The organism is Mesorhizobium sp. WSM4906, assembly GCF_029674625.1.
In the GTDB taxonomy this organism is placed as follows: domain Bacteria; phylum Pseudomonadota; class Alphaproteobacteria; order Rhizobiales; family Rhizobiaceae; genus Mesorhizobium.
The window spans coordinates 453,606-473,860 of sequence record NZ_CP121355.1 but is presented as its reverse complement, the minus strand read 5'-3'; the positions used below and the strand labels follow the sequence as shown (position 1 = coordinate 473,860).

At 64.0% G+C, this 20,255-nt stretch carries 15 protein-coding genes; 5 read left to right on the top strand and 10 right to left on the bottom strand.

The annotated features are described in order from the left end of the window. Positions 1-24: 24 nt before the first annotated feature. The 3 genes from QAZ22_RS02130 to QAZ22_RS02120 form a co-directional block, all read right to left on the bottom strand. Positions 25-789, bottom strand: coding sequence for a phosphatase PAP2 family protein (locus QAZ22_RS02130; protein ID WP_278205336.1), 765 nt, complete (start codon positions 787-789; stop codon positions 25-27). A 544-nt stretch (positions 790-1,333) separates the two neighbouring features. Then, a complete protein-coding gene (locus tag QAZ22_RS02125; RefSeq protein WP_278205335.1) occupies positions 1,334-3,031 on the bottom strand; it encodes a hydantoinase B/oxoprolinase family protein in 1,698 nt (565 codons plus the stop codon). A 2-nt stretch (positions 3,032-3,033) separates the two neighbouring features. Beyond that, a complete protein-coding gene (locus QAZ22_RS02120; protein WP_278205334.1) occupies positions 3,034-5,106 on the bottom strand; it encodes a hydantoinase/oxoprolinase family protein in 2,073 nt (690 codons plus the stop codon). Positions 5,107-5,325: 219 nt separating this feature from the next. Here QAZ22_RS02120 and QAZ22_RS02115 point away from each other — a divergent pair, with 219 nt between their 5' ends. Further along, a complete protein-coding gene (locus QAZ22_RS02115) occupies positions 5,326-6,153 on the top strand; it encodes a ferredoxin--NADP reductase (protein ID WP_278075068.1) in 828 nt (275 codons plus the stop codon). 318 nt (positions 6,154-6,471) lie between these two features. On the opposite strand, the gene QAZ22_RS02110 is transcribed toward QAZ22_RS02115, so the two are convergent. Beyond that, complete coding sequence (locus tag QAZ22_RS02110) at positions 6,472-7,494, bottom strand: IS110 family transposase (RefSeq protein ID WP_278201928.1); 1,023 nt, start codon at positions 7,492-7,494, stop codon at positions 6,472-6,474. Between the two features lie 409 nt (positions 7,495-7,903). Here QAZ22_RS02110 and deoC point away from each other — a divergent pair, with 409 nt between their 5' ends. From deoC to QAZ22_RS02090, 4 genes are all read left to right on the top strand, one after another. Further along, the gene (gene deoC, locus QAZ22_RS02105) at positions 7,904-8,953 is read left to right on the top strand and encodes a deoxyribose-phosphate aldolase (protein WP_278205332.1); all 1,050 of its coding nucleotides are present in this window, start codon (positions 7,904-7,906) and stop codon (positions 8,951-8,953) included. A 166-nt stretch (positions 8,954-9,119) separates the two neighbouring features. After that, the gene (locus tag QAZ22_RS02100; protein ID WP_278205331.1) at positions 9,120-11,495 is read left to right on the top strand and encodes an aldehyde dehydrogenase family protein; all 2,376 of its coding nucleotides are present in this window, start codon (positions 9,120-9,122) and stop codon (positions 11,493-11,495) included. A gap of 326 nt (positions 11,496-11,821) precedes the next feature. Continuing rightward, positions 11,822-12,553, top strand: coding sequence for an SDR family oxidoreductase (locus QAZ22_RS02095; protein ID WP_278205330.1), 732 nt, complete (start codon positions 11,822-11,824; stop codon positions 12,551-12,553). A 229-nt stretch (positions 12,554-12,782) separates the two neighbouring features. Further along, on the top strand, positions 12,783-13,628 hold the full coding sequence (locus tag QAZ22_RS02090) for a fumarylacetoacetate hydrolase family protein (RefSeq protein WP_278205329.1): 846 nt from the start codon (positions 12,783-12,785) through the stop codon (positions 13,626-13,628). 165 nt (positions 13,629-13,793) lie between these two features. On the opposite strand, the gene QAZ22_RS02085 is transcribed toward QAZ22_RS02090, so the two are convergent. The 6 genes from QAZ22_RS02085 to QAZ22_RS02060 all read right to left on the bottom strand — a co-directional run bounded on the left by QAZ22_RS02085 (position 13,794) and on the right by QAZ22_RS02060 (position 20,171). Further along, entirely contained in the window at positions 13,794-14,792 is a 999-nt protein-coding gene (locus QAZ22_RS02085; RefSeq protein ID WP_278205328.1) for an ABC transporter ATP-binding protein, read from the bottom strand. Positions 14,793-14,825: 33 nt separating this feature from the next. Continuing rightward, positions 14,826-15,839, bottom strand: a complete 1,014-nt coding sequence (locus tag QAZ22_RS02080; RefSeq protein WP_278207767.1) for a Gfo/Idh/MocA family oxidoreductase — start codon at positions 15,837-15,839, stop codon at positions 14,826-14,828. Between the two features lie 109 nt (positions 15,840-15,948). Further along, positions 15,949-16,788 (bottom strand): carbohydrate ABC transporter permease, encoded by an 840-nt coding sequence (locus QAZ22_RS02075; protein WP_278205327.1) that lies wholly within the window; start codon positions 16,786-16,788, stop codon positions 15,949-15,951. Positions 16,789-16,795: 7 nt separating this feature from the next. Next, positions 16,796-17,725: a sugar ABC transporter permease gene (locus QAZ22_RS02070; RefSeq protein WP_278075076.1), complete on the bottom strand. Its 930-nt coding sequence runs from the start codon at positions 17,723-17,725 to the stop codon at positions 16,796-16,798. Between the two features lie 225 nt (positions 17,726-17,950). Then, positions 17,951-19,210, bottom strand: coding sequence for an ABC transporter substrate-binding protein (locus tag QAZ22_RS02065; protein ID WP_278205326.1), 1,260 nt, complete (start codon positions 19,208-19,210; stop codon positions 17,951-17,953). A 52-nt stretch (positions 19,211-19,262) separates the two neighbouring features. Beyond that, complete coding sequence (locus QAZ22_RS02060; protein ID WP_278205325.1) at positions 19,263-20,171, bottom strand: N-acetylmuramic acid 6-phosphate etherase; 909 nt, start codon at positions 20,169-20,171, stop codon at positions 19,263-19,265. Positions 20,172-20,255: the final 84 nt, after the last annotated feature.

Genomic DNA, 20,255 nt, shown 5'->3' with positions numbered 1-20,255 from the left:
AATCCGTTTCGACGCGACGCAGCTTTAAGGCTGCCTGCCCGATGCATCCACGGTCGTACCGGAGGCGCCGATTTTGATTTCGGCGATGCCGGCGGTGCGTCGCCAGATCACGGCGACGACCAGCATCGCGATGTAACCGTCAACGGCATAGTGCCAGCCGGTATAGAAGGAACCGAACAGGATGAAGATCGCGAACGCCCAGCCTGCCGCGCCGAGCCAGCGGTTGAGTCGTGCGAGGTAGAAAGCGTTCAGCGTGGCGATCGCCACGTGCATGCTGGGCATGGCCGAAATCCCAGAGCCAAGCGCGGGCATATCGGCCTTGTAGCTGGCAAGAAGGTAGTGGGAATATTGCAGCGCAAGCTCGTTGTGCTGCCTCACCACCTTCAGAAGCTCCGCATAGCGGTCGCCGCCCAAGAATTCGTCGTAAAAGATAGGCCCGACGGAGGAGAACAGCGTTGCCAGAAGCGTTCCGACCACCATTGTGACGAGCGCAAGGGCGGTGAGATAGCGCAGGTGCACCAGCTGATTGGAGCACAGCGCCGCAAAGAACACCATGCCGAACCATTCGAGAAACCAGATCTTGGAATAGGCCGTTCCTATGAGCAGCGCCAAAGTGTCGGAATCGAATGCATGCGCGATTTGCCACGGCGCCTGACCATGCAGGAGCTCGTCGAGGTCGGCCAAGGCTTTGTCGCTATAGAAAGGCACGATGTCCGGGATGTTCACCTTGCAGGTCGTGTATGCGGCAAGCAGCAGGATGAAGACCGCCACGACGAGTGCGGCTCGCATCCCGTTCGCTCGAACCAGAGTCGCGATGAATCCGATCGGCGCTTTTGGCGAAATGATTATTGCCGCCGGGATCATCACGGCGAAGAAACAGATCGGACCCCCGACAACGAGTTCCGACAGATAGATTTGCGCAACGTCCGAGTACATCGACGGCCAGATCAGGGCCGCTCCGAGGATATAGAAGAGGCAGAGCGCGAGCAGTTTACGCGAAACACCGTCTAGTTTTGCGACATCCGCCGGCTGGCCAGACCGCGATCGCGGCAGGCTCTGCAAACTCGCATCCTCAAGCACCCCGTCGGACAAGCCCATGAACGCCCCTGCTCCGCCGGGGTTCTATTTATAGTTGCGGGCTTAATATATTCTTATCCAGTTGGGTCGGTTTGAGGGGCAAGATGACCTTTCTTCGAACTGCCATCACGCTTTATCTTGTTCCTTGAGCATGACTTTTCTAAAAGTCGCCGCCCAATCTTCGTATTTTAGAAATATGTGATTTAGATAAAATCGAATATAATGGCGCGATACCTGCAAGCCGGCCGACGGTTCGTCAATCCACGCCGAACATCTCCTGCGCCTGTTCGGGCGTATAATAGCCGAGCCGGACATCCTCGGCGATCAGCCTCGGGTCGCGTTGGCGCGGATCGCCATAGCCGCCGCCGCCCGGCGTGCCGACGCGTACGCGGTCGCCGGCCCTAAGCGCGATGTCCTGCTCCTTGGAAAGATGTGGTGGCACATGCGCTTCGCCGCCCCGAAATACGGTCACGCTGTTCGGCGCGCCGTCCTTGCCACCGAGCGCGCCCTGCGGCCCGAAGCGGCCGTGATCCATGACGAAGGAGGCGCGGGCTTCGCCCCGCAATATCTCCACCTCATAGGCAAGGCCGAAGCCGCCGCGATGCTTGCCGGCGCCGCCCGAGCCCTCGCGCAGCGCGTAGTGCCGGTAGAGAACCGGAAAAGCCTGCTCCATGATCTCGACCGGCGGCGATTTCGAAATGCCGATGGTAGAGCAGCCGTTGCTCAGGCCGTCATGGCCGGCATTGCCGCCATAGCCGCCACCCGAGATCTGGTACATCACGTAGTCGCGCCCGCGCGCCGGATCGTTGCCGCCGAGCGCGAAATTGCCGCTGGAGCCGGCGGGTGCCGCCGTCACCTTCTCCGGCAGCGCCTGCACCATCGCCGCGAACACCGCTTCCGCGATGCGCTGCGAGACCTCCGCCGCGCAGCCCGATACGGGGCGCGGATATTTCGCGTCGAGGAAGGTGCCTTCCGGCCGCTCGACGTTCAGCGGCTCGAAGGCGCCGGCGCTGATCGGCACCTCGGGAAAGATATGGCGCATGGCGAGATAGACCGACGACAGGGTCGTCGCCAGCACGCTGTTCATCGGTCCGGCGCAGGGCTTTGACGAACCGGCGAAATCGAAGGTCAGCGTGTCGCCCTTCTTCTCGATGGCCAGATTTATGGTCAGCGGCTCGTTCACCACGCCGTCGGAATCGACGAAGGCCTGCGAGCGATAGACGCCGTCCGGTATCACCGCGATCGAGGCGCGCATCTGGTCGGCGGCGCGTCGGCGCAATTCGGCGATCGCTTCGATGACGGTTTCGTCTCCGTAACGATCCAGTATTTCGTTTAGCCTGTCCTGGCCGATCAGCAACGCGGCAGCCTGCGCGCGAATATCGCCGATGCGCTGGTCGGCGACGCGGATGTTCGAGCAGATGATGGCGTAGATTTCCGGGTCGAGCACGCCCTTCTTGAACAGTTTTACCGGCGGCAGGCGCAAGCCTTCCTGCTCGACTGCGGTGGCCGACGCCGAGAAGCCGCCCGGCACAGAGCCGCCGATATCAGGCCAATGACCCGTGTTGGAAAGCCAGCAGAAAATCTTGCCGTTTCGATAGACCGGCATGACGAAACGCACATCCATCAGATGCGTGCCGCCGAGATAGGGGTCGTTGACGATATAGATGTCGCCGGGCTCCGGCGCCAGGCAACGGCCGTCGGCGATCATCTCGATCACCGTCTTGGTCGAATATTGCATGACGCCGACGAACACCGGCAGGCCCTGGCTGCCTTGCGCGATCAGCGAGCCGTCGGCCGCCGAATAGATGCCATCCGAGCGATCGTTGGCCTCGGCGATGACCGGCGAGAAGGCCGCGCGGGAAAACGTCAGATCCATCTCGTCGCAGACCTGCTGCAGCGCCGCCTGCAGCACCGAAAGCGTGATCGTGTCGAGCTTTGCCCCTTGCACTGGCATTGTCAGGCCTCGCCGATGTCGATGATGATGTTGCCGTCGGCGTCGGAACGCGCATGGTCGCCGGGTTCCAGCACCGTGGTTGCGTCCATCTGCTCCAGGATCGCCGGCCCTTCGATTGTTGCATCGAGCGGCAGTTTTTCGCGGTCATAGACCGGAGTGTCGTGCCAGTGCCCACTGTACCAGACCGGCCGGATTTCGCGCAGCGCCTCCTCGAGCGTCGCCGCGCGCCCCGCCGGGTCGATCAGCTTCGACAGATCGATTTGCGGCCGCACGCCGGTGACCGAGGTATTGAGGTTGACGAGATTGGCGCGGATCTCGGGCAGCTCGACCTTGAAGCGCGCGAAATAGGCCTTTTCGAAGAGTTGCTGCAGCGTCGCGCGCGTCACCGATGAGGACGGCAGCGGCACGTTGATGATGTGCGTCTGGCCAACGAACTGCATGTCGGCGGAATGAGTGACGCGGATCGCGTCCGGCTTCACCGCTTCCTTGGCGATCAGCGCCTCGCCTTCGTTCCGGTGCCGTTCCAATACCTCGCGAAGCTTCGCTTCGTCGAGGCTCGCCACCGGCTGGTTGATCGTGTTGACGAAATCGTGCCTGAGATCGGCGACGACGCAGCCGAGCGCATTGGTGATGCCGGGGCGCGCCGGCACCAGCACACGTGGCAGGCCGAGCTCGCGGGCGAGTGCTGTCGCGTGCAATGGCCCGGCGCCGCCGAAGGCGAACAGCGCGAAATCGCGCGGATCGTGGCCGCGCGACACAGACACCATGCGGATGGCGCCCGCCATCTTCATGTTGCCGAGCCTCAGGATCGCGCCCGCCGCTTCGACGCCGGAAAGGCCGGTGCGCTTGCCGATCTTGTCCTCGAAGATCGCGGTCACGCGCTCGACGGTGACCGGATTGTCGACGGCGAGCAGCTTCTTCGGCGCCAACCGGCCCAGCACCAGATTGGCGTCGGTGATGGTCGGTTCGGTGCCGCCGCGCCCGTAGCAGATCGGGCCGGGATTGGCGCCGGCGCTTTCCGGGCCGATCTGGATCAGGCCGGCCGCGTCGACGCGCGCGATCGAGCCGCCGCCGGCGCCGACGGTGTGCACCGCCACCATCGGCACATGGATCGGCATTGCATACTCGATCTCGATCTCGTTCGAGACGGCGGGCTCGGCGTTGCGGATAAGCGCCACGTCGGTCGAGGTGCCGCCCATGTCGTAGGTGACGACATTGCCGAAGCCGGCGCGTTTTCCGGTATAGGCTGCCGCGATCACGCCCGATGCTGGGCCCGACATCACGGTCTTGGCCGATTCCTGCGTGACGAAGCGGGCCGAGATCATGCCGCCATTGCCGTTCATGATCAGGAAGTCGCGCGCATAGCCTTTCGCCGCCAGCTCCTTGCGCAGCCGCTCGACATAGCGCTCCAGGATCGGCTGCACCGAGGCGTTGACCGCCGCCGTCACGCCGCGCTCGAACTCGCGCGCTTCCGAAAGCAGCGCATGGCCGGTGGTGATATGGCCGTTCGGCCAGAGTTCCGCCGCGATCTCCGCCGCGCGGCGTTCATGCGCCGGGTTGGCGTAGGAATGCAGGAAATGGATGACGAGCGACTCGCAGCCGGCGGCGAGCAGCCGCTTCACCGCATCGCGCATCTCCGCCTCGTCGAGCGGGACGCGAACGGCGCCGGACGCCTCGACGCGCTCCGAGACCTCGAGTCGCAGATCGCGCGGAATGACCGGCACGAAGGTGCCCGTCATGCCATAGGCTTGCGGCCGGGTGCGCCGGCCAAGCTCGATCACGTCGCGAAAGCCGCGCGTGGTGATCATGCCGGTCCTGGCCAGCCGGCGTTCCAGCACGGCGTTGGTGGTCGTCGTCGTGCCATGGACGATGAGGTCGATACCGTCGACCGGAAAGCCGGTGGCGGCAAGTGCGGCGACCACGCCGAATGCCTGGTTCTCCACCGTGGTCGGCGTCTTGGCGATATGCACCTTTCCGCCTGCCTTGCCGTCGATCAGCAGCAGGTCGGTGAAGGTTCCGCCGACATCGATGCCTGCGACAACATTTCCCGCCGACGCCGAAAATTTCTCATCCATTGTCGAAACCCGAAATGCTAAAACTACGGACATGTCCCAGTTTGGAAAGGTGTTTTATGCCTCGATCTTGACCCCAAGATCGTTTGTATACTAATAAGTTTCCAACACAAGGGCTTACTGCTGGCAGTGTGTGAGAAGCACGTCGGAACCCGACCGTCCGGACGTGCACGGAAAAGTTTGGCGCCAGAACCTCGCGTCTGGGCCGGAAAGTTGGGTTTGATGAACACGACATCCGCGGTCAACATCGCCGGCGCCAGGCCGGTCCAGTTCCCGATCCCGGCCAATGTCTATGCCGAGACGGTGGTATCGGTGAAGCATTACACCGATCGGCTGTTCTCCTTCCGCATCACCCGCCCGCAGTCGCTGCGCTTCCGCTCCGGCGAGTTCGTCATGATCGGCCTGCCCAATGCCGAGAAGCCGATCTTCCGTGCCTATTCCGTCGCCAGCCCCGCTTGGGACGACGAGCTTGAATTCTTCTCGATCAAGGTGCCGGACGGTCCATTGACCTCCGAGCTGCAGAAGATAAAGGTCGGCGACACCGTCATCATGCGCCAGAAGGCGACCGGGACGCTGGTGCTCGACGCCCTTACGCCCGCAAAACGCCTGTTCATGATCTCGACCGGCACCGGCATCGCGCCCTTCGCCAGCTTGCTGCGCGATCCCGAGACTTATGAAAAGTTCGACCACGTCTTCCTGACCCACACCTGTCGCGACAAAGCCGAGCTTGTCTACGGCCAGGAGCTGGTGGCGGCTCTGGAAAACGATCCGCTGATCGGCGAGCTGACCGGCGGCCGTGTCACGCTCTACAATTCGACGACCCGCGAGGAATCGGCGCGCATGGGCCGCATCACCGCGCTGATCGGCTCGGGCAAGTTCTATTCCGACCTCGGCATCGACAAGCTCAATCCCGAGACCGACCGCATCATGATCTGCGGTTCGATGCACATGTTGAAGGACGTCAAGGAACTCGCCGAAAGCCTCGGCTTCCAGGAAGGCTCGCTCAGCCATCCGGCAAGCTTCGTCGTGGAGCGCGCCTTCGTCGGCTGAGCGTATCGCACCCGCCAGCTCTGTCGGAAGCCACTGAGATTTACCGACGACATTCGTGCTTCGTCATGTATGGACGGCCCCTTTTGGGCAAGAGGAAAAATGGCAACGACGGCGCAGGTCTGGAGCGGTCATGTATTCGGCCTTTAGTGCGGTCGATTTCGAAGACCGCTGGCCCGCAAGGGTTACGCGGATCGAGTTCCAATCATTCTAGCGCGCTTTGTATCGCGATGACGAAGGCGGAGTGTCTCGACCCAGGTCCTGACCATTTTGCCGTGCTGCTTTTTGCTCCTTACGCTTGTTGAGGGCCTCGATTTGCGTTTATGCCGCAGTCGGCGCCCTGTATTCCTGTCCCGATTGCAGCATTGCCCAGATGATGCGGGCGGTCTTGGCCGCCTGGGCGACGACGGCGACCTTGACCGGCCGCCTGGCCAGCAGGCCGCGAACCCAGGGTGAGCCCTTGTCGGGTTTGGCCCTGACCTGGCGCAACCAGGAACTGGCGCCCAGAATGAGCAGCCTTCGCAGGTCCCTGTCGCCGGCGCGGCTGATATGGCCCGTCAAGCTGTGCTTGCCGCCGGTGTCATGGCTCTTGCGGGTCAGGCCCAGCCAGGCGGCGAAGTCCCTGGCCGAAGCGAACTGGCGGCCATCGCCGATGGTGGCGACGGCTGCATGCGCGATGATCGGGCCGACGCTCGGGATCGTCGTCAGCCGCAAGGCCGCTCGCTGCTGCCTGACCTGAGCCAGGATCTGCTTGTCCAGCTTGCCGATCTCGCCATCCAGCGCCCGCCATTGCCCGGCCAGAGGCGCCAGACAGATCAACAGCGCCGCGGGAATGGCTTCATCGGCTGCCTCGATGCGCTGCAGCAGGGCCTCGATGCCTGCGGCCCCCTTGGCACCTATCAGACCCATCTCATAGAGCTGCCCACGCATGGCGTTGGCCAGTTGCGTGCGCTGGCGCACCAGAAGGTCACGTGTGCGATGCAGCGCTCGGGCCCATTGCTGTTCGACCGTCTTGATCGGCACGAAGCGCATGTCGGGCCGGCTCACCGCCTCGCAACAGCCTTGCGCATCGCGGGCATCGTTCTTGTTGCGCGCAACATAGGGCTTCACATAGGCCGGCGGCATCAGCTTGACCTCGTGGCCGAGCGCGCTCAGCGTGCGGGCCCAATGATGGGCCGAGCCGCACGCCTCCATGCCGATCAGCGCCGGCGGCTGCGCGGCGAAGAACTTCTCCACCTGCGCGCGCCGCAGCTGGCGCTGCACCACCACCTGCCCGGCTGCATCCACGCCGTGCACCTGAAACACGTTCTTGGCCAAATCGATTCCAAATCTGATAGCTTGCATGACGGACGGTCTCCTCCGCTGGGTTCCAACACGACCAGTTTGGCACATTCGATGCCGCAAGGGGCCGTCCACCCATCATTCTAGGGCGGAGCGACGCAAAGCGTAGCGGAGACCCTAGAATCCATGCCGTTACGCTAAGGCCTTGCGGCGGTTACAGAATTCTGCACCGTTGCACTCTACGGCAGAGGTCACGGCATGGATACTCGGGTCAAGCCCGAGTATGACGAAGGGATGGGCGTTTCGGCCAATCTCCAACGCCGGGAGCGCCTACTCAGGATGATGTTTTGACCATGCGGTCAAAAACCTGCTGCCTTGCCGGCCTTTTTCCGGTATGACCCCTTGAAAGACTCGTGAAGCGTCGCTGCACGGGCTATCCTTCGGCGCAAGCAGCTGAATGAAAGGGCAGGAGATGAGCAGCACCATCCGCGAGGCCGGCGCAGGCGCGTCCAAGGTCATGCCGCTGCCAGCGCGTGCCGCCGCCAACACGCCGATGCCGCTGGAGCACGGCATTGCCCGCAATCCAGGCATGAAGCTCGACCTCGGTTTCCTGGAATCGGTGCGCAGCGTCAATCGCTCGGCGCTGGAACGTCGTGTCGCCACGCTCACCAAACGGCGCTCGATCAAGGCCGACAACCAGGCCGCCTGGCTGCTACGGGCGATTGCCTGCATGGATCTCACCACGCTGAACTCCAACGACACCGACGAGCGCGTGCGCAGGCTTTGCGCCAAGGCGATCAATCCGCTGCGCAAGGATATCGTCGAGGGTCTCGGCATCGCCGGTGAAACCATCCGTCCGGCGGCGGTTTGCGTCTACCACCCCTTCGTCGCCACCGCTGTCGAGGCGCTGCGCGGTACCGGCATTCATGTCGCCGCCGTTTCAACGGCCTTCCCGCACGGCCTGGCGCCGCTCTCGACCCGGCTGCAGGAGATCGAGGCCTCGGTGCGCGACGGCGCCGACGAGATCGATGTCGTAATCCCGCGCGGCCTGGTCTACGGCGCCAAGTGGCGCGAGCTGTTCAACGAGATCGTCGCCATGCGCGCCGCCTGCGGCGACGTGCACTTGAAAGTCATCCTCGGCACCGGCGATCTCGCCACGCTGCGCAATGTCATGCTGGCCTCGATGGTGGCGATGATGGCGGGCGCCGACTTCATCAAGACCTCGACCGGCAAGGAAAGCGTCAACGCCACGCTTCCCGTCGGCCTCGCCATGGTGCGCGCCATCCGCGCCTATTTCGAGGAGACGGGCTATCTCATCGGCTTCAAGCCGGCCGGCGGCATTTCCACCGCCAAGGCATCGCTCGACTGGCTGGTGCTGATGAAGGAGGAACTTGGCCGGCCCTGGCTCGAGCCGGAGCTGTTCCGCTTCGGCGCCTCCAGTCTGCTCACCGACATCGAACGCCAGCTCGAGCATCATTTGACCGGGCACTATTCAGCCAACCATCGCCACGCGATGGCGTAGCACCCACCCTCCCCCTTGTGGGGAGGGTCGCCGCGAAGCGGCGGGGTGGGGGTCGAAAAAACAAATCAACCTGTCAAATGCACCAATCCGCTAGCCATCTACCCCCACCCCGATCGGCTCTGCCGATCGACCCTCCCCACAAGGGGGAGGGCAAAGGAGGCGCCCCATGAATATCCTCGAACGCTACCACGCCATGGAATACGGCCCGGCGCCGGAGGCCTGCAACGAGGCCGATGCCTGGTTGGCCTCGCGCGATTTTTCCAAGTCCCTGTTCGTCGACGGCGCCTGGAAGGCGGCGGCGAGCGGCAAGACTTTCGACACCAGCGAGCCGTCCTCCGGTAAGCTGCTCGCCAAGGTCTCGGATGCGGGCGCCGCCGACATCGACGCGGCGGTTGCCGCGGCCGCCAAGGCGCTGCCGAAGTGGAGCGCGAGTTCCGGCTACGCCAGAGCCAAGGTACTCTATGCCATCGGCCGCGCCATGCAGCGCCATCAACGCCTGTTCGCCGTGCTGGAATCGATCGACAACGGCAAGCCGATCCGCGAAAGCCGCGACATCGACGTGCCGCTGGCGATCCGTCACTTCATCCATCATGCCGGCTGGGCGCAGACGCTCGAGAAGGATTTTCCCGACCACAAGGCGGTCGGCGTCGTCGGCCAGGTCATCCCATGGAACTTTCCGCTGTTGATGCTGGCCTGGAAGATCGCGCCCGCACTCGCCGCGGGCTGTACGGTGGTGTTGAAGCCGGCCGAATTCACGCCGCTTACCGCGATCCTGTTCGCTGAAATCTGCGAGCGGGCAGGCGTGCCGAAAGGCGTCGTCAACATCGTCCAGGGCGGACCGGAAGCGGGTGCGGCGATCGTCAATCATCCCGGTGTCCAGAAGATCGCCTTCACCGGCTCTTCCGAGGTCGGCAAGATCATCCGCAAGGCGACCGCCGGGTCGGGCAAGAAGCTTTCGCTGGAACTCGGCGGCAAGTCGGCCTTCGTCGTCTTCGAGGATGCCGATCTCGACAGCGCCGTCGAGGGTCTGGTCGACGGCATCTGGTTCAATCAGGGCCAGGTCTGCTGCGCCGGCTCGCGCCTGCTTGTGCAGGAAGGCGTTGCCGAGGCCTTCATCGCCAAGGTCAAGGTCAGGATGAGCCGGCTGCGCGTCGGCAGCCCGCTCGACAAGAACACCGATATCGGTCCTTTGGTCGACCGCACCCAGCTCGACCGCGTCAAGGGCCTGATCGCCGAGGGCGCCAGGCAAGGCGCGGTCTGCTGGCAGCCCGACGCCGCCTTGCCGACGACGGGCTACTATCACCTGCCGACGCTCGCGACCTCGGTTTCGCCGGCTAATATATTGGCGCAGGAGGAGGTGTTCGGACCGGTGTTGGCGACGATGAGCTTCCGAAACACCGAGGAAGCGATCGAGCTTGCCAACAACACGCGCTACGGCCTTGCCGCTTCCGTGTGGAGCGAGAACATCAACCTCGCCTTGCATGTCGCCCCGCAATTGAAGGCCGGCGTGGTCTGGGTCAACGGCACCAACATGTTCGATGCCGCCTGCGGCTTCGGCGGCTATCGCGAAAGCGGCTTCGGCCGCGAGGGCGGCCGCGAGGGCATGTTCGAATATCTTAGCGCCAAGCTGCCTGTCGGTCCGGCTATCAAGCCGGCCACCGCCGGCTCCGCTCAGCCAGCCGAACAGGCCGACGGCACGGCGATCGACCGCACTGCAAAGCTGTTCATCGGCGGCAAGCAGGTGCGCCCCGACGGCAATTATTCGCTTGGCATCGCCACCGCCAAGGGCAAGCTTGCCGGCGAGGTCGGCCTCGGCAACCGCAAGGACATCCGCGACGCGGTCGCCGCGGCGCGCGCCTGCAAGGCTTGGCCCGATGCGACTGCCTTCAACCGCAGCCAGGTGCTTTACTACTTCGCCGAGAACCTTTCCGGCCGCGCGGACGAATTCGCCGCGCGCCTCGTCCAGCTCACCGGCGTCGCTCCCAAGGCGGCGCGGGAGGAGGTCGAGCAGTCGATCGAGCGGCTGTTCCTCTATGCCGGCCTCACCGACAAGTTCGAGGGCCGCGTCCACCAGCCGCCGGCCCGTGTCGTGACATTGGCGCTGCATGAGCCGGTCGGTGTCGTCGGCATCGTCGCGCCCGACAACCAGCCGCTGCTCGGCTTCGTCTCGCTGGTGGCGCCGGCGCTTGCCATGGGCAACACCGTGGTCGCCGTCCCGTCCGAACGCCACCCGCTTTTGGCCACCGACCTCTACCAGGTGATCGAATATTCCGACTTGCCTGCCGGCGCCGTCAACATCGTCACCGGCCGCAGCGCCGAGCTTGCGGGCGTGCTGGCCAAGCATGACGATGTCGACGGGCTCTGGCTGTTCGCCGATGCCGAAACCTGCGCCAGGGCGGAGGCCGACTCCATCGGCAACCTGAAGCGCGTCTGGACCGGCAACGGCCGCAGCCTCGACTGGGCCTCGAGCGAAGCCGCCGGCGAGGCCTTCCTGCGCCGCGCCATCGAGGTCAAGAATGTCTGGGTGCCTTACGGCGACTGAATCCTGCGACGGAAGTGATGTTCGCTTCCCCTTTGCGACGTTGGTGGTTGGCGAAACCGGCGATGAGAGCGCCCCTCTCCCCGTCACTATACGGGGAGAGGATGCCGGCAGGCAGGTGAGGGGCAGCGCCGGAGCTCAAAAGGGGGCGACAAGACAGATCCGAAACCCGAAACGATGCCTGTTCCAGGCTTGACGCCTCGTCACGTGTTCTTTAACCAGAAAAAACAATTGGTCCTCGGCAGATGGCAGGTCAGGCGCCAAGCTCGCCTGGCGCATTGCGCCTAGTTTGGCTGCCGGTAGAAAGCTTGCGGCACCCGGAGAGAAGAATGGCGGATCTGGCAGGCAAGGTGGTTGTGGTCACCGCGGCGGCGCAAGGCATCGGACGCGCGAGCGCGCTGGCCTTTGCCAGAGCCGGCGCCATAGTTCATGCCACCGACATCAACGAGCCGCTCCTTGCCGAGCTCGCCAAGACTTCCGGCATCAAGACGCGCAAGCTCGACGTTCTGAACGATGCGGCCGTCGCGGCTGCCTTCGCCGAGATCGGCCCGGTCGATGTGCTGTTCAACTGCGCCGGCTTCGTCCATTCGGGCTCCATCCTCGAGATGAAGGATGAGGACCTCGACTTCGCGCTCAACCTCAATGTCCGCTCGATGATCCGCACCATCCGCGCCGTGCTGCCAGGCATGCTGGAGCGCGGCGACGGCTCGATCATCAACATGGCGTCGCTGGCGAGCTCGCAGAAGGGCGTGCCGAACCGTTTCGTCTATGGTTTGACCAAGGCGGCCGTCATCGGCCTCACCAAGGCGGTCGCCGCCGACTATGTCGCAAGAGGAATCCGCTGCAACGCCATCTGTCCCGGCACGGTCGAAAGCCCGTCGCTGCAAGACCGCATGCATGCGCAGGGCGACTATGAGGCGGCGCGCGCGGCCTTCATCGCCCGTCAGCCCATGGGCAGGCTGGGCACGCCCGAGGAGATCGCCGATCTCGCCGTCTATCTGGCGGGAGCGAACTACACGTCGGGTCAGGCCTACAATATCGACGGCGGCTGGTCGATCTGACCGCCGCCGGGAAAACATCGTTGACGAACAGGAAGATCGCGCCCAACGCCGCGTTTATCGGCAGAGGATCGGAAAGTCTGAAAAATCCTTCCCGCCGGCTGCCCTGGTCGCCGTGCACGCTTGTCGGAGATCGGCTCGATGGATACGGTCCGCCGGTTTCCGCAGTGAAGCGGTCGCCTGAGCGAAGAGTTTTGCAAAACGGCCTTCGGCCGCAAGTAGGAGAACGAAGATGAAGTTGCTGCGCTATGGCGAGGTGGGGAGCGAACGTCCCGGCCTGCTCGATCAGGATGGCACGATCCGCGACCTTTCGGCCTATGTCGCCGACATCGCCGGCACCGCGCTTCATCCGGCTTCGCTGGAGATGCTGTCGAAGCTCGATCCGAAATCGCTGCCGGCGGTCTCCGGCAAGCCGCGCATGGGCGCCTGCGTTGCCGGCACCGGCAAATTCATCTGCATCGGCCTCAACTATTCCGACCACGCCGCCGAGACCGGCGCCACCGTGCCGCCGGAGCCGATCATCTTCATGAAGGCAAGCTCCGCCATCGTCGGGCCGGATGACGACGTGCTCATCCCGCGCGGCTCCGTCAAGACCGACTGGGAAGTCGAGCTCGGCGTCGTCATCGGCAAGACGGCGAAGTATGTCAGTGAGGAAGACGCGCTCGATTATGTTGCCGGCTATTGCGTCGCGCACGACGTGTCCGAGCGCGCCTTCCAGGCCGAGCGCCAGGGCCAGTGGACCAAGGGCAAGTCCTGCGACACGTTTGGGCCGATCGGCCCGTGGCTGGTGACCACGGACGAGATCGCCGATCCGCAGAACCTCAAGATGTGGCTGACCGTCAACGGCAAGACCATGCAGAACGGCTCGACCAAGACCATGGTCTACGGCGTGAAGTATCTGGTCTCCTATCTCAGCCAGTTCATGTCGCTGCATCCCGGCGACATCATCTCCACCGGCACGCCGCCCGGCGTCGGCCTCGGCATGAAGCCGCCGGTATTCCTCAAAGCAGGCGACGTCGTCGAGCTTGGCATCGAAGGCATGGGCCAGCAGAAGCAGACGTTCAAGGCGGACGAATAGGCGGATCAAATCGCAGGGCTGCGCCGCCCCTCATCCGCCTGCCGGCACCTTCTGCCCGTGAAGGACGGGGAGAAGGGACAAGCTCCGGCGCTGGCGACCTCCCTCTCCCCGTCCTTCACGGGGAGAGGGTAAGGGTGAGGGGCAGCGCCGACCTGCGTCACGATCCTACTTCAACACTCTTCCATCCGCTCCAAACCGATATGTCTTCGCCGGGTCCGGCGTCGCGTAGAGCGTAGCGCCCGGCTCGGCGTTGTAGACGCCGAAGATGCGCACGGTGAGCAGGCCGGCCTTCTCGCAGTCGAGATAGAGGTTGGTGTCGGCGCCGAGATGCTCGGCATGCACCACCGTGCCTTTCCAGGCGCCGGATTTCGCATCGACGGTCAGATGCTCTGGCCTGACCCCGACGGTCTTCGCCGTCTCGCCCAGCTTGGCGCCGTCGATGAAGTTCATCTTCGGCGAGCCGATGAAGCCGGCGACGAATTCGTTGGCCGGCGAATTGTAGAGCTCCATCGGGCTGCCGATCTGCTCGATCCGGCCGGCGTTGAGCACGACGATCTTGTCGGCCAGCGTCATCGCCTCGACCTGGTCGTGGGTGACGTAGATCATCGTCGCCTTCAGCCGCCGGTGCAACTGCGCGATCTCCAGCCTTGTGTTGACGCGCAGCGCGGCATCGAGGTTCGACAGCGGCTCGTCGAAGAGAAAGAGCTTCGGCTCGCGCACCACGGCGCGGCCGATGGCGACGCGCTGGCGCTGACCGCCCGAGAGTTCCGCCGGGCGGCGCTCAAGATAGGGCTCGAGCGACAGCATGGCCGAAGCGATCTTGATGCGGCGCTCGATCTCGGCCGAGGGTGTGCCGGCCTGCTTCAGGCCGAGGCCCATATTGTTCTTGACCGTCAGATGCGGGTAGAGCGCGTAGGTCTGGAACACCATGGCGATGCCGCGTTTGGCCGGTGGCGTGACCGAGACGTCGTCGCCGTCGATCAGCACCCGGCCGGAGGTCGAATCCTCCAGCCCGGCGATCACGCGCAGCAGCGTCGACTTCCCGCAGCCGGAAGGTCCGACGAAGACGACGAACTCGCCGTCATTGACCTCGAGGTCGATGCCCTTCAGCACCTCGACCGGCCCGAAAGCCTTCTTCACATTCTCGATGTTCAGCGAGCCCATGGCTTCGTCCCCGTTCTTATAGTTTCAGGTGTTCTAGAGTTTGACTGGGGCGCCGCTGCGCACGCTCTCGTCGGCGGCAAGGCAGACGGCGAGCGACTTCACCGCGTCGTCCATGTGGCGGGTGAGGTCGATGTCCTCGCGGATGGCCTTGAGCAGGAAGGCCTGTTCGCGGTCGCAGAGCTCCTGGTGCCCAGGCTCGCCTTCCATCGACAGCAGCTCGTCTTGCTTGGCGAACTTGCCGTCCGGACCGGTCGCAGCACTATGCAGGCGGATGGTCGAGGTCTTGGTGTGGGTATCGATGTCGTCGGACTTCACGCCCTCCTTCATCACGATCGACACGCAGCCCTTGGGCGACATCACGTCTTTCACAAAGAAGGCGGTCTCCGAGATCATCGGACCCCAGCCGGCCTCGTACCAGCCGACCGAGCCGTCCTCGAACAGCACCTGCAGATGGCCGTAATTGTACATGGAGGGCGCCACCTCCTCGGTCAGCCGCACCCCCATGCCGCGCACCTCGACCGGCCTGGCGTCGGTGATCTGCAGCATCACGTCAAGATAGTGCACGCCGCAGTCGACGATCGGCGAGGTCGTCTGCATCAGCTGCTTGTGTGTCTCCCAGGTGTGGCCGGAGGACTGCTGGTTGAGGTTCATGCGGAACACGTAGGGACCGCCGAGCTTGCGCGCCTCGGCGATCAGCCTCATCCAGGACGGATGGTGGCGCAGGATATAGCCGATCACCAGCTTCTTGCCGTTGGCCTTGGCCGCGTCGACGACGCGCTTGGCGTCAGCCACTGTGGTCGCCAGCGGCTTCTCGACGAAGACATGGCAGCCCGCCTCGAATGCCCTCACCGCATAGTCGGCATGGCTGTCGGAATAGGTGGCGATCGCGGCAACGTCGGGCTTCTCGTCGCGCAACGCATCCTCGAAGGAGCGCCTGATGCCGTAACCGGCGAGTCCGTCCGGCAGTGGCACGTCGGAGCGATTGACGAGCGCCGCGATCTCGAAGCCCGGATTGGTGTGATAGGCGAGCGCGTGACTGCGGCCCATATTGCCGAGGCCTGCGACGACGACGCGAAGGGGTTTATCGCTCACCTGACTACTCCAGTTTTTCTTGAGAGGGTGAAGCTGAGCCCTACGGAGAATTGGCGCCCCTCGCTCACTTGACGGCTCCGGAAGTAATGCCGCGGATCAGCTGCCGCGAGAAGATGACGTAGAGGATCAGCACCGGCAGGATCGCCAGCGACAGCGCCGCCAAGATCGCGTTCCAGTTGGTGACGAACTGGCCGAGGAAGAGCTGCGCGCCGAGCGTCACCGTCTTGGTCTGTTCCGATGGCGCCAGAATCAGCGGGAACCACAGATCGTTCCAGATCGGGATCATGGTGAAGACGGCGACCGTCGCCATCGACGGCCTGACCAGCGGCAGCACCAGGCGGAAGAAGATCGTGTATTCCGACAGCCCGTCGATGCGCCCCGCGTTCTTCAAGTCGTCGGAGACCTGTTTCATGAATTCCGACAAGATGAAGATGGCTAAAGGCAGGCCCTGCGCCGTGTAGACCAGGATCAGCGCCGTCAGCGTGTTGACCAGCCCGGTCGCCACCATCAGCTGCAGGATGGCAACGGTGCCGAGGCGGATCGGGATCATAATGCCGAGCGCGAGATAGAGTCCCATCATGGTATTGCCGCGGAAGCGGTACTCCGACAGCGCGAAGCCGGCCATCGCGCCGAACAAAAGCACGAAGAACAGCGAGGCGACGGTGACGACGAGGCTGTTCTGGAAATAGTGGAAAAAATCACCCTGGCCGAACACCGTCGTGTAGCCGATCAGGTCGAAGGTCTTCGGCGTCGGCGGCGTCAGCGGCGCGCCGAAGATGCCGGCGCGGGATTTGAACGAATTCACCACCACCAGGATCACCGGGAACAGCGCGATCACCGTGTAGGTCAAAAGCACGGCATGGGCGCCGATGGTGCGGGGCAAGGAACGGGTGGCTGTGCTCATGGCGCCCTCAGAACTGGTAGCGACGCAGGCGCGTCTGGACGAGGAACAGGTAGACGCAGACGCCGGCAAGGATGATCAGGAACATCATCGTGGCGATCGCCGCGCCCATGTTCGGGTCGCCGACCTGCAGCTGGAAGCCGAAGAAGGCGCGGTAGAGGAAGGTGCCGAGGATGTCGGTCGAATAGTTCGGTCCGGCGAGCGCGCCTTGCGCCGTGTAGATCAGGTCGAAGGCGTTGAAATTGCCGACGAAGGTCAGGATCGAGATGATGCCGATCGACGGCAGGATCAGCGGCAGCTTGATTTTCCAGAATTGCGCCATGCCGGTGACGCCGTCGCATTCGGCGGCCTCGATCACCTCGTCCGGGATCGACAGCAGTGCGGCATAGATCAGCATCATCGGGATGCCGACGAACTGCCAGACCGAGACCAGGCTGAGCGCGGTCAGCGCATATTGCTCCTTGCCGAGCCACGGCGTGAACAGGCTCTTCAGCCCGACGAAGTCGAGCAGGTGCGGTGCCACGCCCCAGATCGGCGACAGGATCAGCTTCCAGGCGAAGCCGACGATGACGAAGGACAGGATCGTCGGCACGAAGATCGCCGTGCGGTAGAAGGCGGCAAACCTGAGCCTCGGGCTGGACAGAAGTGCCGCGAGGAGCACGCCGATCGGGTTCTGCACCAGCATGTGGATGATGAAGAACCAGACGTTGTTCCTGAGTGCGTTCCAGAAATTCACCGACCAGTTGGGGTCGCCGAACAGCGTGCGGAAATTGCCGAGCCCGACGAACACCTGGGACTGCTCGATGTTGCGGAACAATGAGAGTTGGAGGGTGCCGAACAGCGGCAGGATCATGATCGCCGTGTAGACGAGCACCGCCGGCGCCAGGAAGACGCCGATATGCCAGCGGATCGGTTTCTTGGGTCGTGTTTGTGCGGCCATGAGTTCGGTCCCCGCCGTCTCTCGGTTCCAGGTCGATGAATGCTTAGCTGATGCCTCGATGCACGGCCTGACTGTCCTCATAATGCGAAGGACAAGGCCAGCGACAGTGCGGCTTCGTCTTCCCGCAAGGGTGAGGGTAAGACCGAGAGGCGGCGCCGACAATCGCTATCTAGGAACTGTCCGAATGCCGGCCGGGCATGCGCCCGGCCGGTTCGATAGCGAAGATTACTTCGCCGGCTTGTACCAGCTGTCGAGGCCGTCCTGCAGCTTCTTGGCCGCGGCTTCCGGCGTGTCGGTGCCGTTGATCACGTTGGCCGATTCAACCCAGGTCTCGTTCTCGAGGTTCGGCGTGCCGCGCGACAGGATCTGATAGGTCGAGCGGATCGTCGACTTGCACTTGCCGCGCCAGGAGACGAATTCCTGCGCCAACGGGTCTTCCATCTTCACCGGCGTGCTGTTCAGGCTGAAGAAGCCCGGCAGCGCGTTGGCGTAGATGGTGGCGAAGTCCGGCGAGGCGACCCAGGCCAGGAACTTCTTGGCCTCTTCCGGATGCTTCGAGGCCGCGTTCAGGCCCATGCCGATGTCGGTGTGGTCGGAGATGTAGCAGGTGTCGCCGGCCTTCTGCACCGGCGGCGGGAAGGCGCCCATCTTGAACTGCGCCTGTGTGTTGAACAGGCCGATCTCCCACGAGCCGGCCGGATAGATGGCGGCGCGGCCGAGCGTGAACAGGTTCTGGCTGTCCGGATAGGTCTGCGCCTCGAAGCCGTCACCGAGATAGGGCTTCCACTTGGCCAGTTCCTTGTAAGGCTCGACCCACTGCGGATCCGTCAGCTTCTGCTCGCCCTTGATCAGCGCTTGGCGGCCTTCCTCGCCCTTCCAGTAGTTCGGGCCGATGTTCTGGTAGCCCATGGTCGCGGCTTCCCAGAGGTCCTTGGTGCCCATCGCCATCGGGATGTAGGTGCCGTCCGCCTTGATCTTGTCGAGCACGGCGTAGAACTCTTCATTCGTGGTCGGCACCTTGAGGCCGAGCTTGTCGAAGGCGTCCTTGTTGTAGATGAAGCCGTGGATGACCGAGGCCATCGGCACGCAGAAGCTCGACTTGCCGTCGTCGGTCTGCCAGGCCGCCTTGGCGACCGGCGAGAAGTTCTCCATGCCGGGCAGCGAAGTGAGGTCGGCGAGGTTGCCCTTCTTGAACAGCTCGAGCGACTTGTCGAACGGCCGGCAGGTGATCAGGTCGCCAGCCGAGCCGGCGGTGAGCTTGGCGCCGAGCGCGGCGTCATACTCGGTCGGCGCCGACGGCGCGAACACCACCTTGATGCCGGGGTTCTTGGCCTCGAAGGCCGGGATCAGCTTGTCCTTCCAGATGGTCAGGTCGTCGCCGCGCCAGCTCTCGATGTTGAGTGTGACATCCTCGGCGAGCGCCATCCCGGTGGTGCCGAGAATGCTCGTGCCGAGCAGCAGTGCCGTCAGTAGTTTGGTCGTCATGTTCAGTCTCCCTGTTGACCTTTTTCAGGTTCGGTTCTGATGAGAACAGCGGCTAGCGCCCCTTGCTCCCCTCGATCGCGGAAAGCGCCGGCCTTAGCTTCTGGCCGGCTCCTTCCAGTATCTTCTCGGCCGCGTCGGCGTTGGCAGCGCCTGCGGCGAGCAGAATGGCAGTCTTGACGCCGCCGCCGCTCTCTTCGAGCAGGCGCGCCGCGTCGTCGCGGCTGCGCCCGCTGATGGCGGCGACCATCCGGATGGCACGCTCGCGCAGCTTGATGTTGTCGGCGGTGAGGTTGACCATGTAGCCGTCATGCACATGGCCGAGATGGATGGCCGCGAGCGTCGACAGCATGTTGAGCGCGATCTTTTGCGCCGTGCCGGCGCCCATGCGGGTGGAGCCGGCGATCAGCTCCGGCGGCGTTTCGAGCAGGATGGCGACGTCCGCCTCGCCGAACAGCGGCGCGCCCTTGTTGTTGGCGATGGCGATCGTTGCCGCGCCGCGCCGCTTGGCATCGCCGATAGTCTGGACGGCATAAGGCGTCGAACCGCTGGCGGAGACGGCGATCAGACAATCGCCCTTGCCGATTTTGGCGTTCGCGACCGCTGCGGCGGCTTCCTCGGTATCATCTTCCGGCCCGCCGGCAAGCGTATGGAACGCCTCGTCGCCGCCGGCGATCAGGATGGCGATGCGGTCACGCGCGATGCCGAACGTGCCGGGCAGCTCGAGCGCGTCGGCAACGGCCATCAGGCCGGAGCTGCCGGCCGCGGCATAGGCGAGCCTGCCGCCGGCCTTCAGTTGTCTTGCGATCAATTCGGCGGCCTCGGCGATCGCCGGAATGGCGCCGTGAACGGCCTTCGCGGCCTCGATCTGGGCGTTGGCAAGGAACGCCAGGATGGCTTCCGGGGCCTGGACATCCAGCCCCTCGGCGTTCTGATGAAGCGCTTCCGTGCGCGTCTCGGCCATCCGCTTTCCTCCAACTGAGCGAACAATACCAAAAAAATACCACTTGTCCACATCCATTAACGGATTTCGTGCATCGGAACTGCC